The organism is Rhizobium pantanalense (genome assembly GCF_030182525.1).
GTDB lineage: Bacteria > Pseudomonadota > Alphaproteobacteria > Rhizobiales > Rhizobiaceae > Rhizobium.
Map to the genome: position 1 here is coordinate 348,757 of NZ_JAQJCH010000005.1, position 13,452 is coordinate 362,208.

Below are 13,452 nucleotides of genomic sequence, written 5' to 3' on the forward strand. Positions count from 1 at the left end.
GTCAAGCTTTTAGATCAGGCGTCCACACTCAGCACTCCACGACATTGACGGCCAGGCCGCCCGTGGAGGTTTCCTTGTATTTCTCGCTCATATCATGACCCGTCTGGCGCATGGTTTCGATGCAGGCGTCGAGCGGTACGAAATGCTGGCCGTCGCCCTTGATCGCAAGCGAAGCGGCGGTAACCGCCTTGACCGCGCCGAGAGCATTTCGCTCGATGCATGGCACCTGGACCAGGCCGGCGATCGGGTCACAGGTCATGCCGAGATGATGTTCAAGTGCGATTTCCGCGGCATTCTCGATCTGCTCCGGCGTCGCTCCCATGACAGCGGCAAGTCCCGCAGCCGCCATCGCGGCCGCCGAGCCCACCTCGCCCTGACAGCCGACCTCGGCGCCCGAGATCGAGGCATTGTGCTTGATGATGCCGCCGACGGCGGCGGCCGTCAGAAGATAGTTGCGAATGCCATCCTGATCCCAATCCTCGTGAAAATGCTGATAATAGCGGATCGTTGCCGGGATGACGCCGGCCGCTCCATTGGTCGGCGCGGTGACCACGCGGCCGCCGGCCGCATTCTCTTCATTGACGGCCATGGCGTAGACGCTCAGCCAGTCGTTGGCGAGCAGCGGATTGATGCGGTTACTGCGCCATTCTTCCTGCAGCTTGTCATGAATGGCGCGCGCACGCCGACGTACCTTCAGGCCGCCAGGCATGATGCCATCGACCTTGAGGCCGCGATCGATGCAGCTGCTCATGGCCGCCCAGATGCGGTCGAGGCCGGCATCCAGCTCTTCGGCGCTCATATGCGTCTCTTCATTGGCGCGTTTCATCTGCGCAATCGAAAGACCGGAACGCTCGGACATTTCGAGCATCTGCTTGGCGCTGGCGAAGGGGAACGGAACACGCTCGCCGGCCGGGGCAGGCTTTTTTCGGTCGGCCTTCATCTGCTCCAGCTCTGTATCGGTGACGACGAAGCCACCGCCGACGGAATAATAGATGCGCTTGACCAGCAGACGCTCGTCCTTGTCGAAGGCGGAGAAACTCATGCCGTTGGCATGACCGGGCAGCGGCACCTTCTTGTCGAAGATGAGATCTGTCTTCGGCTGGAATCGATAGGCCGGATGGCCTGGCGGCGTGATGCGCCCGCTGCGCTCCACCTCGTCGACAATGGCATCCATATGATCGGGATCGACGCTATCAGGCTTCTCGCCCATCAGGCCGAGAATAACCGCTCTGCCTGTGCCGTGGCCAATGCCTGTGTGGGCGAGCGAGCCATGCAGGCTGACCTTGATCGACTCGACATGCACATTCGAAGACGGACGCGGCCATTCGTTCGAAAGAACGAGGTCGAGGAAGCGATTCGCGGCCGACATCGGCCCCATCGTGTGCGAGCTGGACGGTCCCACACCGATCTTGAACACATCGAAAACTGAGAGAAACATTGACCTTTGGTGCCTCCAGGCAAATCGATTTCCGGCAAGGCTACGCTATCGGGGCAAGCTTGCACGGCGATTGGCCGACATCGGATTTCATGGCAGCGACATTACATATAGGCATTCGAGGAAGCAAACAGAAGGCCATTGCGCGCGCCACACGCTGCGCTACAGTCCACATCGGATTGATCTGGAGAATCTCCCTTTATGACGACTGCCGACTATGTCGCCCTCGCCCTTTTCATCTTTCTCTGGGTCGCGCTGAACTGGATCACCAGCAGCGCCAGCTTCTTCAATCGCATCAGCCTGACTCGGGCAATGAATGATCGTCGCCGCGAATGGATCTACAACTCGCTTCGCCGCGACCTGAAAATGATCGACACGCAGATCCTCTCAGGCCTGCAGAACGGCACCGGCTTCTTTGCCTCCACATCGATCTTCGCCATCGGCAGCTGCTTTGCGCTTCTTGGGGCCACCGATAAGATCAACGCCTTCTTCTCGGATATGCCCTTCATTCTCAATGGTGGTCGCACAGCCTTCGAAATCAAGGTGGCCGGGCTTGCCTGCCTCTTCGGCTATGCCTTTTTCAAGTTCGGCTGGGCTTACCGCCTGTTCAACTATTGCACCATTCTCTTCGGTTCGCTGCCGATGCGCGAGGACGTCCTTCTCGATCCCGCGGGTGCGGAAAGAGCGGCCGAGCGCGTGGTACGCATGAACATTATCGCGGCGCGCAATTTCAACGCCGGCCTCAGGGCGATTTTCCTGTCCATCGGCTATCTCGGTTGGTTCCTGAGCCCTTACGTTTTCATGGTCACGACCATGTTCATCATCATTGTGCTGGTTCGCCGGCAGTTTTTTTCCGATGCCCGTCTGGCCATTATGGATAGCGATGTGCCATGACATGCCCGCGTCGTCTGAAGCGGCGCTGTGATCTGAGTTCATGCCTGGAAGGACCCGCCAATGGTCGCTATCGCCGAGAGTGCCGATGCACCGCAAAAGACGCCCCGCATCGGCATTCTGGACACGGCGCGCGGCATCGCGCTCCTGGCCATGGCAAGCTATCACTGCACCTGGGATTTCGAGTTTTTCGGCTATCTCGATTCCGGCACGGCGGAAACAGGCTGGCTGAAGCTTTACGCCCGCGCGATCGCCAGCACCTTCCTGTTCCTGGCAGGAGTCAGCCTTGTGCTTGCCAATACGCCGCAGATTCGCTGGCGCTCCTACTGGCGACGACTGGGCATGATTGTGGCGGCCGCCGCTGCCATCTCCCTCGTCACCTTCATCGGCATGCGCGACGAATGGATATTCTTCGGCATCCTGCACAGCATCGCGGCGGCGAGCCTCATCGGGCTCTTATTCTTGCGTCTGCCGGCATTAGCCACGCTTCTTGTCGCGATCCTGCTTGCCGTTGGCATTGTCGTCGACAATGTCATTGCGCCTCTATCGCTGCATTCGACATTTTTCGACGTGCCCTGGCTCTGGTGGGTGGGGCTTTCGGAAAACATCCAGCGCTCGAATGACTATGTGCCGCTTTTCCCATGGCTGACGCCATTCCTGTTAGGCCTCGGCGTAGCGCAATTGGGGACATCTCTTGGCTGGCTTAAATGGCTGGCAATATTCGGCCCCGGCCGCAATCTCATTGCCCGCGCCGGTCGGCACAGCCTGATCTTTTATCTGCTTCACCAGCCGCTGCTGTTCGGCCTTGTCTATCTTTTGTCACTGGTCGCACCGACTCCGCCGCAGGACGCGAGCGTCGGCTATATCAGGCAATGCGTGGCCTCCTGCACCCGGTCGGGCAGCGAATCCATGTGCCGCAGCTTCTGCCAATGCACACTCGATAAATTACAAGCCCAGAATCTTTTTAAACCATTGGAATCTGGAGCAATCAAAGCAGATAGCGATGAACGTGTAAGCCGAATCGCGATACAATGTACGGATGAAGCGCAATGACAGGGTTATTCTATGAATGCCTATCGTTCGAAGTCGCTGAGTTTTCCGTGGCCGCCGCTGCTCTATAGCCTCGCCGTCATGGCGGCGCTGTATCTGCAGCGGATGTATCCCTTGCCTTTGCCCTTCGTCTGGGCACTGGTTTCATGGGTGGTTGGCGCGTTGTTGACCGCCTTTGCGGTAACTCTCAATGTGTGGGCGGTCAAAACGCTGCTGGAACGCCGCACGACCGTTCTGACCCAGCGCTGCAGCGCGCATCTCGTGACCTCGGGCCCCTTTCGCTTCACCCGCAATCCGACTTATCTCGGCTATACCTTGCTGACCGCGGGCCTCGGCCTGCTGATCGGCAACCTCTGGTTCCTGGCGATGGCGGCCATAGCGGCTGCCTTGACGACATTGCTCGTCATCCGTTGTGAAGAGATGCATCTCCTCTCGCGATTCGGCTGCGAATTCGAATTTTACTGCAAGCGCACGCGGCGCTGGCTTTGATGATCGGCAAACATTTTGCGGATCAGGTGCCGACACCGATTTCAGCCAGACGGCCGAGGCAGGCTTCCTCGACATTGTCGAGTTCGCTCAGCGTATCGTCGATATCCTTGCGCTTCTGACGCAACTCGTCGCGTTTTTCGTCGACGCGCTTCATCAGCAGCTTCAGCTGGCCGATTTCACCCGGAGGCTCTTTGTAGACCTGAATGATCTCGCGAATTTCGGCGATCGTGAAGCCGATGCGGCGGCCGCGCAGAATTTCCATGATGAGACGCCGGTCGGCCGGGCGAAACAGGCGCGTTCGGCCCCTGCGCTCAGGGTGGATGAGGCCTTCGTCCTCATAGAACCTCAATGTCCGGGTCGAAACCCCGAATTCCCGAGTGAGCTCCGTTATGCTATAGTATCCGTCGACCAAGAATCCGCCCCTATCTGCTGCCCATGATAATATTGACTTTTACGTAATAGTCAATTTTTACGGGTTGCCGCCGTTTCATACCCGCCAGTGCAGGACAAAACACAGGCTCATTAGGCCTGAGAGGACGAAATTCCCGTAAATTCGATGATCATAAAGACAGCAGACGCCTCGGCGATGCGATGCGCGAATCAATGCGAGGGGAAGTACGAAATGGTGGAATACGGCGATTGTATCTTCAACAATGGCAGAGGTCATTCGGCTCGAAGGCGTTGAGCTCGCTCGACGCCCCTAATAGGGTTCGCTTGAAATCGATATAAAAACAAGTGGATGATGGAAAAAGCTCATAGGGAAAGCGCTGCCATCGAGGCGGTAGCATTGCCATCATCTTCCCCTTATCCTAGCAGCCACCTACCCATGTCCTCCGTCCCACAAGAGTGCCGTGTCCGCCCGCCCCATCATCCGCTTTCCTGATCCGCTATTACGAACCGCCTGCGCTGCTGTCACCGCCTTCGACGACGATCTGCGAGCGCTCGTCAACGACCTGCTGGATACGATGCGGGCTGCGCCCGGCGTTGGCATCGCCGGCCCGCATATCGGCGTCCTTAAGCGCGTCGTCGTGATCGAACTCAGCCGCGAGGATGGCGTGCGTACCTATATCAATCCGGAAATCCTATGGACGTCGCCGGAAACCATGCGGCATACGGAAGGCAGCGTTTCCATGCCCGGAGTGACGGAAGAGATCGTCAGGCCGAAATCGATCCGCTTTCGCTATCGGGATATCGCCGGCGAGTACCATGAAGCAGAGGCGCACGACTTTCTGGCCATCTGCATCCAACACGAGATCGACCAGCTGGACGGCATTTTCTGGCTGCAGCGGCTTTCCAAGCTCAAGCGCGACCGGCTTGTCAAAAAATGGGAAAAGATGCGAGCTTGATGTCATGAAAGGAAACGGGCGCCCAAAGGCGCCCGCTCGGTAATCGCTTGGCTTCGCAATCAGCCCTTGAGCTTGGAATTGCAGAGGCTGTAATAGCCGCCGCCCTTCTGGATCCACTTCAGGCCGCCGAGCGAATTGCTGGCCTTGGCGGCGTTATATGCGTCGACGCAGGTGTGGAAGCGGCCCTTGCCGGGCGTCTCGGTAGCATATTTGGGATCAACTTTTGCCGGGAAGGTTACGCCAGCCGGAGCAGCCGTCGTCGGCTTTGCCGGTTCGGCTGCCGGCGGCTTCGTCGCGTCGGGCTCGCTGGCATCGACCTTGGCTGCCGCGGTGGTCTTCGCCGGCTTGGCAGGCGTCGTAGCCGCTGGTGCGGTGGTTGCGGGAGCGGTGGTCGTAGTGGCGCTGGCGTCCGCACTGCACTGCGTTGCGCGGAAGTCATTCCACTTCTGGCCGTTCAAGGTACCAGCGGTCTTGGCCGCCTGGTATTTGGCGCTGCACTCTTTCATGGTTAGCGCAGAAGCTGAAGAAGCGAGGCCCATCGAGCCTACAACTGTGAGAGACGCAAGAGACATCAACAGGATGGCACGACTTGTCATTGGCATATCCTCCGCTCTATGACGAATGTCGAAACTATTAATCGTATCGTCCATATCGATTGTCAATCGACGCGCGATCTGGGGGCGACGGAAGACACCATATGCGGACGAACATGAACGCAAACTGTACAAAAATAGCCATCAAAAAGAGTGGTTTGGCGGAATTGACAATCCTTGATGGCGGTTCGCCGGCGCGCTGAGCTCAGCCGGAGGTAGAAAGAGACCGCAGCCTCGATCTGGCACATTGGCAGGCATGATTCTGCTATTCGCAGGTCAGCGATGCGCTTGGGCTGCAATAGCACTCATAACGGGGAGCCGGGCAGGTTGCGGTCGCGAGACTGAAATCCTGGCAATTGCATTGGACGTGAAACTGTTGATCTGCCGTTGCAGATGTCGCGCTGTAGATCGAAAAGCCGGTGCCGATATCGGCCGGACGAGACCGACGCTGAAGGAATAGGTCGAAGCGGCGCTTTGCGGCGGCGAGTTGTCCTGCTGAGCCGACGCCATGAATGGAAGGCAAAGCACACTGAAGATGGCAAGCAATAGCCTTGAAGACGATTTGGCCATATCGCGCGTTCACCTTTCCTATTGGCACATCAGATAAGCGTGCGGAACGCAGGTGCATGCGTAAGATTGGGTCGGGCACGTCATGTCCTGCAATGTCCGGTCGTCGCAATTGCACGTTACGAAATAGGACGAATTGTTCGGCATCTTCAGAATGCTCGAGGTGGAATAGCCGCTGCCAAGATCCGCGCGTCGATAGCTGAAGCTCGAAGCCGAATTCTGAGCATTCTGGTTGCTGCCGGCGGTCTGCGCCATGACCGGCAGGACGGACACGGTAAGGAGGAGCAACGCCTTTAAGCCTGTCTTCCAATAACGGGTCACGCCAAAAACGGCTCTCATGTCCTTACTCCATTCTGCAGTTTTGTTTGGGAATGAACTCTAATTTCGGAATGTTTCTTCCGTTTCTCCGTGTGTTGCGAAACCTTTCCCATCCGCAATTTCCAGCCATGAGATGAACGGAACGACGCCGGTGCAGCGTCTCGGCACAATGGGTTGGGAAAACCCTTGTGGCTTGCATCCGACTCCTGACCGACGATATCACCACCGCTCGGAGGGAAAAAGTCGTTAGGACCCTATCAAAGACTGAAGGCGATCACGGTTTCGCGAGGAATGGAGCGATTGCGGGACAGATACAACCTATCCTGAAACTGGGACCTTGAAGTGCAGACGCATCGCCCTATTTTCATTAGGGCAGTTCCCCTCTCTGTGCCCTGGATGCTCTCCCTTCCAGGGCATTTTTCTTTCAGGGCACTTTCCTGTCGACGGGGTATGCGGTGAAAACGGACCTTCGCACCAAATGATTCGCAACGGCTCCCAAATGGGGGTAAGCTCTCCTCACCGTTGGCTACCGAACCCGTAGGCGCCATCGGCTGAGAGAGATGACGCGCTCTCGCCTGCAGAGGTCAAGGAGTTACCCGCATGACCTCGCATGATAATCACGACAATATATTGAGCGATCAGAAACTGCATGATCTTCTCAAGGCAGAAGACAAAATAGATCTTTTGGAAAAATCGACACGGCGCGCTTTGGATGAATTGGAAGTGCCCGTGGCAGAGGATGCCGAACAGCTTCCCTTGTGAGCGATGGCGGCTTTTTCGCGGTAGATCGGACAGGTCGTTTGACCTGTCCTGCTTAGCGCCAGAATTCCGCGCAGCGTCCTGGATCGCCTTCCGGCGATCACCGATTGGCTTCACGCGTCATTGATCGTTTCGCCGAAGACTTGTTCGAACGCCTCACGGAGGCGGATATCGACATCCGCCATCATGACCGGCAAGCCGAGATCGACGAGGCTGGTGACGCCATAAGCCGAGATTCCGCAAGGAATGATGCCGGTGAAGTGCCCGAGATCGGGGTCGACGTTCAGCGAAAGGCCATGAAACGTCACCCATTTGCGCACGCGGATGCCGAGGGCTGCAATTTTGTCCTCCGCCACGGTGCCGTCAGCCAGAGTGGGCTTTTCCGGACGCCTGACCCAGACGCCAACCCGATCTTCGTGTCTCTCGCCGCGCACATTCATCGAATCAAGCGTGCGAATGATGACCTCCTCGAGCGCGCCGACGAAGGCGCGGATATCCTGCTGCCGACACTTCAGGTCCAGCATGACATAGGCCACGCGCTGACCTGGCCCGTGATAGGTATATTCGCCGCCGCGTCCGGTCGCAAAGACCGGGAATCGATCCGGCTCGATCAGATCGGCAGCATTGGCGCTGGTGCCCGCGGTATAGAGTGGCGGATGCTCGACCAGCCATACGAGTTCAGGCGCCCGCCCCTCGGCAATCGCGGCCACTTCCGCCTCCATCGTGCCCACGGCCTCTTCATATGGCACGAGGCCGTCGCTGATCCGCCAGCGGACGGGCGGAGTGCCTTGAACGGGAAACATTTGATAAGAAAGTTCGGTGCGAAGCATATGGCAGTCCTTTGCGCGCCGCGCCGGCCGCATATGTGGAAAACCTGCGTGCCGACGGGTTGTCCACATATGGCGCTATTCGGGCGGGAATTCAAACAGGTAAGGCGTTTCCGCCGCATCCGGACCAGCTCGATCGGGCGAGCTGTGAAGGAATTTAAAAAAACTGACATATCGCTCTTGTGCCCCCCGAATGCTTTTGCTACATGCAGCCGCGCCGGAGCAATCTGGCCTACCACGATGCGGTCGTGGCGGAATTGGTAGACGCGCAGCGTTGAGGTCGCTGTGGGGCAACCCGTGGAAGTTCGAGTCTTCTCGACCGCACCAAAAACCCGGCTTTGGCCGGGTTTTTTGTTTTTGAAACAATACCTAGCCAACACTTGTTTCAGCATGACATTATCTGACATGCCACGTCCGCCCGCTGACGACATGTGAACCGATCAAAGCGTCGGGAATATGCGATGCTGCCCCGTTACCCAAACAAGTTGCTCACGAAATTATGCCAAGAGGTAGTTCACCTACCCTGATGGGCCGGAACAGCGTCGTATTTCCATGGTCACTTGACTTCGCGCCCCTCTCTGGCACCGTGAACTTCTTCAGACATGTGGGGAAGATGGATGACGCCGGAACGCTTTTCAGAATGCCTTTTGCATATACGCTGGACGCCCATCAATCTGGCGAGCGCTCTGCAATGCGACCTGTCATGGGTAGAGGCGCTGGAAGCTGGAAATGCCAAAGTCCCGGAAGGATTGGCGGAATGGCTGGAAACCCTGGCGCAATGCCATGAGAAAGCCGGCGTTCCAACCACCTATCGTGGCCGCGGACACGAGTGAGATTGAGGGATACGAGCCGGGAAAACGAATGACAGCTCGAAACAGCGGATAACTCATTCCAACGGAGGGATTGGAGATGAATGATGATTTTCGCTTGAAGCTTATCAAAATCAGAGGCGAAAAGATCGCCCATCGCAATGAACTGCTGGCGATGAAGATGCAGGACGCAGATACAAAAGGGGCTGGCCAGGATATCGATCTTGACGGCATGATCGCCCGCGAACAGCTCGCAATCGATAATCTCGACGATACCATTGCCCGTCTCAGCTAGGGCAATTCCAGGAAAAGTGCGTAGCGGTTTTCCGTCCGGAATTGCAAGAAAACAAAGAGATAGAGCGGTTCGGGGATTCCATTAAAAGCTGAACCGCTCAAGAGAAGTTAAGCGCAACGCCATGAACGTTAAAGGGCGCCACGCTCAATGCGCCACATCCTTGCTGAGATTGCGTAGCCTGATCTGATGGTCGAGGCGTTCGAGCTGGTTTGTCGTCGTCTCGATCAGCCGACCGATCTCCTGATAGGCCGTCCGCAGCCGCGAAAGCTCGTTCCTGACGGCTTCCAGGGCGCGCTCATCGCTGTCCTCTCCGGGTCCATCACCCGATCCGGTCATCAACCATGCCTGAGAAACATCGAAAAGAGCCGACATCTTCGCCAGCGCGGAGGGATTGGGTTCGGCGCGATCGGATTCCCACGCGAGCATGGTCTCCTCGCTGACGCCAAGCTGTCCGGCCAGCGTTTCGAGACTAATTCCCGCGGCATCGCGCGCCATGGACAAGCGCCCTCCAAGCGTATCTCCGCCTTCATCCGAAAAAACGGTCGTCTCTTGTTCTGGTTTGAACATCGGTGCGATCCCTTTCCTGGTTGCGCCGGCAATTTTGTGCCGCGCATTCATGTTTTAGCTGTTTCCAAAGCTCCAGATAGGTCTAAGGGCGTCATCTCGCCATGGCGATCTGTCCCAATTGGAAAAGTCTGACACTTTCCGCTGGCTGTCCGCCAGACTTGCAGCTCACGCCTGATCGCGCCTTGATTGCATGCTTTTCCTGTGTTTGATGTTCGTGCATGTCCGTTTCTTCCGCCGTTTCCACACAGCAAAATCCGCTTAGAGGCATGACGATCATGGCAAGCGCCATGATCCTGTTGCCGACGATGGATGCGATCGCCAAATACATGGCGAGCTTCGAAGGCATGTCGCCGGGCCAGGTGACCTTCTATCGCTTCTTCTTCCAGCTTGTCTGCATGCTGCCGCTGCTGGCGACGGGGGCCGGACGGTCGGCCTTTTCGGCAAAGCGCCCCTGGATGAACCTGCTGCGGGGCGCGCTGCACGGCGCTGCCAGTCTGCTCTTCTTCGCAGCGGTCAAATACATGCCGCTTGCCGATGTCTTCGCCATCTATTTCGTCGAACCGTTCATGCTGACGGCGCTTTCCGCCTTGTTTCTTGGCGATAAAGTCGGCTGGCGGCGATGGCTGGCGATCGTTATCGGCTTCAGCTGCGCGATGATCGTCATTCAGCCGAGTTTTGCGATATTCGGATTGAAGGCGCTGCTGCCGGTCGCCTGTGCATTTCTCTATGCGCTGTATCTTTTCATGAACCGCGCCGTCGGCGAGGCGGACTCGCCGCTGACGATGCAGATCATGGCGGGTCTTGGCGGCACTATGTTCATGGCCGTAGCTCTGTTTGCCGGCTCCTCTGCCGGTATTGTGGATTTTGAGCCGTCCCTGCCCGGCTCGATGCTGGGACTGGCGCTTCTGCTGATTCTCGGTTCGATATCGGGCTACGCGCATATGCTCGTCGTCAGAGCCTTCCGGCTGGCGCCCTTGTCCCTGCTCGCTCCATTCCAATATTTCGAGATCATTTCCGCCACCGTCCTCGGCTACGCGATCTTCGGCGATTTCCCCAATCTTTCCAAATGGATCGGCATATCAATCATCGTCGGCTCCGGCCTCTTCATCATCTGGCGGGAACGCGTTCAATCGAGATTGGAAAAAACCGCGTGAGCGCAGACATCTTGCGCATGGACCGGGCACGCAATTTATGGATAAAACACTGACTGAATAGAGTATTTGGGCGGAGATTGCATGTTCAAGAAAATCCTGATCGCCAATCGCGGCGAGATCGCCTGCCGCGTCATCAAGACCGCGCGACGAATGGGCATCCTCACGGTCGCCGTCTACTCGGATGCGGATCGGGACGCATTGCATGTCGAAATGGCCGATGAATCCGTGCATATCGGCCCAGCTCCCGCAGCCGAAAGCTATCTCGTCGCTGACAAGATCATCGCTGCCTGCAAGGAGACCGGAGCCGAGGCAGTTCATCCGGGTTATGGCTTCCTGTCCGAGCGCGCCTCCTTCTGTGCGGCGCTGGAGAAGGAAGGTATCGTTTTCATCGGCCCGAAGCCAAAGGCGATCGAAGCCATGGGCGACAAGATCGAATCGAAAAAATTCGCCAATGCCGCCAAGGTCTCCACGGTTCCGGGCTATCTCGGCATCATCGATGATGCCGATCATGCCGAAAGGATCGCTGCCGAGATCGGCTATCCCGTCATGATCAAGGCATCCGCCGGCGGCGGCGGCAAAGGTATGCGCATCGCCTGGAGCAAGGATGAGGTGCGCGATGGTTTCGAGCGCGCCCGTTCGGAGGCGAAAAGCTCTTTCGGCGACGACCGCGTCTTCATCGAGAAATTCGTCGTCGATCCCAGGCACATCGAGATCCAGGTGTTGGCCGACGCTCACGGAAATGTCGTCTATCTCGGCGAGCGCGAATGCTCAATCCAGCGCCGGAACCAGAAGGTCGTCGAAGAAGCTCCCTCGCCGTTCCTTGATGAAGCAACGCGCAAGGCCATGGGCGAGCAATCCGTGGCGCTCGCCAAGGCCGTCGATTATCAAAGCGCCGGCACGGTCGAATTCATCGTCGATCGCGACAAAAACTTCTATTTCCTCGAAATGAATACCCGCCTGCAGGTCGAGCATCCGGTAACAGAGCTGGTGACCGGCGTCGATCTCGTCGAGCAGATGATCCGCGTTGCAGCGGGCGAAAAACTGCCGTTCAAGCAGGCGGATATCAAGCTCAACGGTTGGGCGATCGAAAGCCGCTTGTATGCGGAGGATCCCTATCGCAACTTCCTGCCCTCGATCGGCCGTCTGACGCGCTATCGTCCGCCGCGCGAAGGCAAGACGGAGACATCGGTCGTGCGCAACGACACCGGCGTCTTCGAGGGCGCGGAAATCTCTATGTATTACGATCCGATGATCGCCAAGCTCTGCACCTGGGCTCCGACGAGGCTGGAGGCAATCGAAGCGATGGGCGAAGCTTTGGATGGTTTTGTCGTCGATGGCATCGAGCACAATATGCCGTTCCTCTCGGCTCTGATGAAGCATCCGCGCTGGCGCGAAGGCCGCCTCTCCACGGGCTTCATTGCCGAAGAATATCCCGATGGCTTCGCGCCGGTGACGCCGGACGAGGAGCAAACCGCTTTGCTGTCGGCAATCGCCCTTTCCTGCAGCCTGATCGAATCCAACCGCCGCGAACGCTGTGCCGACCGGCTGCGTCCAGCCGCCGCGCCACTGCGGGAGAGCTGGGTCGTCAAGCTTGGTGCCGCCTATCTGCCTGTGACATTGCTTGAAGGCGTGGTGATCATTCCCTTCGAGATGGACATGCAGATCGGCGCCCAAACCGTAACTGTCGCAACCGACTGGCGTCCCGGCGATCCGGTATGGGCTGGCACGGTCGGCGGCCGCAAGCTGACAGCCCAGATCCGCACCGTGCTCAATGGTCTGCGCATCGATTGGCAGGGTATTTCCGTCCGGACCAGGGTGTTCACGCCGCGTCAGGCTGAACTCGACAAGCTGATGCCGGTCAAATTGCCGCCGGATACCTCGAAGCTGCTGCTCTGCCCCATGCCGGGCCTGGTCGTGGCGATTGCTGTTGCTGAGGGACAGGAGGTCAAGGCAGGCGAAACACTGGCCATTGTCGAAGCGATGAAGATGGAAAATGTCCTGCGCGCCGAACGCGATCTGGTCATCGGCAAGATCAACGCCAAGCCGGGCGAAAGCCTCGCCGTCGACGCCGTGATCATGGAATTCGCCTGACCGAGAAGCTTCGCCATCGCGTCCATATGGAAAAAGCTGTGTGGCGATTGCTCGGCCAAAACATGATAATTGCGACGCTAAGTGTCTGATTTTGGCTTGAGCCGCCCCGTGCGCCCATGCCAATGTCGCGCGGACCAAATCATAGCAGGAAGGGACGAGATCATGGACGTAAGAGCAGCGGTCGCGGTTGCGGCAGGCAAGCCGCTTGAGGTGATGACGGTTCAGCTGGAGGGGCCAAGAGCCGGCGAAGTGCTGATCGAG

General features: G+C 57.9%; 15 protein-coding genes and 1 tRNA gene. 10 read left to right on the plus strand and 6 right to left on the minus strand.

The features are described from left to right. Nucleotides 1-28 precede the first annotated feature (28 nt). Nucleotides 29-1,438 carry an L-serine ammonia-lyase gene (locus tag PH558_RS15815; RefSeq protein ID WP_095434950.1) on the minus strand — a complete coding sequence of 470 codons (1,410 nt, stop codon included), beginning with the start codon at nucleotides 1,436-1,438 and terminating at the stop codon, nucleotides 29-31. A 198-nt stretch (nucleotides 1,439-1,636) separates the two neighbouring features. On the opposite strand from PH558_RS15815, the gene PH558_RS15820 reads away from it, so the two are divergent. Genes PH558_RS15820 through PH558_RS15830 form a run of 3 tightly spaced genes read left to right on the plus strand, consistent with a single transcriptional unit; the run spans nucleotide 1,637 to nucleotide 3,865 of the window. After that, nucleotides 1,637-2,329 (plus strand): DUF599 domain-containing protein, encoded by a 693-nt coding sequence (locus tag PH558_RS15820; protein ID WP_095434951.1) that lies wholly within the window; start codon nucleotides 1,637-1,639, stop codon nucleotides 2,327-2,329. Between the two features lie 60 nt (nucleotides 2,330-2,389). After that, nucleotides 2,390-3,379: a heparan-alpha-glucosaminide N-acetyltransferase gene (locus tag PH558_RS15825; protein WP_285205354.1), complete on the plus strand. Its 990-nt coding sequence runs from the start codon at nucleotides 2,390-2,392 to the stop codon at nucleotides 3,377-3,379. Nucleotides 3,380-3,391: 12 nt separating this feature from the next. Beyond that, a complete protein-coding gene (locus tag PH558_RS15830; RefSeq protein WP_113409123.1) occupies nucleotides 3,392-3,865 on the plus strand; it encodes a methyltransferase family protein in 474 nt (157 codons plus the stop codon). A 22-nt stretch (nucleotides 3,866-3,887) separates the two neighbouring features. On the opposite strand, the gene PH558_RS15835 is transcribed toward PH558_RS15830, so the two are convergent. Next, nucleotides 3,888-4,277 (minus strand): MerR family transcriptional regulator, encoded by a 390-nt coding sequence (locus PH558_RS15835; RefSeq protein WP_069612249.1) that lies wholly within the window; start codon nucleotides 4,275-4,277, stop codon nucleotides 3,888-3,890. A 439-nt stretch (nucleotides 4,278-4,716) separates the two neighbouring features. On the opposite strand from PH558_RS15835, the gene PH558_RS15840 reads away from it, so the two are divergent. Next, complete coding sequence (locus tag PH558_RS15840) at nucleotides 4,717-5,211, plus strand: peptide deformylase (RefSeq protein WP_113409122.1); 495 nt, start codon at nucleotides 4,717-4,719, stop codon at nucleotides 5,209-5,211. A 59-nt stretch (nucleotides 5,212-5,270) separates the two neighbouring features. On the opposite strand, the gene PH558_RS15845 is transcribed toward PH558_RS15840, so the two are convergent. After that, the gene (locus PH558_RS15845) at nucleotides 5,271-5,807 is read right to left on the minus strand and encodes a hypothetical protein (RefSeq protein ID WP_095434955.1); all 537 of its coding nucleotides are present in this window, start codon (nucleotides 5,805-5,807) and stop codon (nucleotides 5,271-5,273) included. 585 nt (nucleotides 5,808-6,392) lie between these two features. After that, nucleotides 6,393-6,710 carry a hypothetical protein gene (locus PH558_RS15850; RefSeq protein WP_095434957.1) on the minus strand — a complete coding sequence of 106 codons (318 nt, stop codon included), beginning with the start codon at nucleotides 6,708-6,710 and terminating at the stop codon, nucleotides 6,393-6,395. A 579-nt stretch (nucleotides 6,711-7,289) separates the two neighbouring features. Here PH558_RS15850 and PH558_RS15855 point away from each other — a divergent pair. Continuing rightward, entirely contained in the window at nucleotides 7,290-7,451 is a 162-nt protein-coding gene (locus PH558_RS15855; RefSeq protein ID WP_162751483.1) for a hypothetical protein, read from the plus strand. Nucleotides 7,452-7,561: 110 nt separating this feature from the next. Here PH558_RS15855 and lipB read toward each other — a convergent pair whose 3' ends face one another. Then, nucleotides 7,562-8,278 (minus strand): lipoyl(octanoyl) transferase LipB, encoded by a 717-nt coding sequence (gene lipB, locus PH558_RS15860; RefSeq protein ID WP_285205355.1) that lies wholly within the window; start codon nucleotides 8,276-8,278, stop codon nucleotides 7,562-7,564. Nucleotides 8,279-8,517: 239 nt separating this feature from the next. On the opposite strand from lipB, the gene PH558_RS15865 reads away from it, so the two are divergent. The 3 genes from PH558_RS15865 (at nucleotide 8,518) to PH558_RS15875 (ending at nucleotide 9,379) form a co-directional block, all read left to right on the plus strand. Then, nucleotides 8,518-8,602 (plus strand) — tRNA-Leu (locus PH558_RS15865). Between the two features lie 290 nt (nucleotides 8,603-8,892). After that, a complete protein-coding gene (locus tag PH558_RS15870) occupies nucleotides 8,893-9,108 on the plus strand; it encodes a hypothetical protein (protein WP_285205356.1) in 216 nt (71 codons plus the stop codon). A 76-nt stretch (nucleotides 9,109-9,184) separates the two neighbouring features. Next, nucleotides 9,185-9,379: a hypothetical protein gene (locus PH558_RS15875; protein WP_095434960.1), complete on the plus strand. Its 195-nt coding sequence runs from the start codon at nucleotides 9,185-9,187 to the stop codon at nucleotides 9,377-9,379. 144 nt (nucleotides 9,380-9,523) lie between these two features. On the opposite strand, the gene PH558_RS15880 is transcribed toward PH558_RS15875, so the two are convergent. Next, entirely contained in the window at nucleotides 9,524-9,997 is a 474-nt protein-coding gene (locus PH558_RS15880; protein ID WP_350223812.1) for a helix-turn-helix domain-containing protein, read from the minus strand. A 167-nt stretch (nucleotides 9,998-10,164) separates the two neighbouring features. Between PH558_RS15880 and PH558_RS15885 the strand changes: the two genes are divergently transcribed. Both PH558_RS15885 and PH558_RS15890 read left to right on the plus strand, forming a co-directional pair. Continuing rightward, on the plus strand, nucleotides 10,165-11,100 hold the full coding sequence (locus tag PH558_RS15885) for a DMT family transporter (protein ID WP_285205359.1): 936 nt from the start codon (nucleotides 10,165-10,167) through the stop codon (nucleotides 11,098-11,100). An 81-nt stretch (nucleotides 11,101-11,181) separates the two neighbouring features. Next, complete coding sequence (locus PH558_RS15890) at nucleotides 11,182-13,191, plus strand: acetyl-CoA carboxylase biotin carboxylase subunit (protein ID WP_285205360.1); 2,010 nt, start codon at nucleotides 11,182-11,184, stop codon at nucleotides 13,189-13,191. Nucleotides 13,192-13,452: the final 261 nt, after the last annotated feature.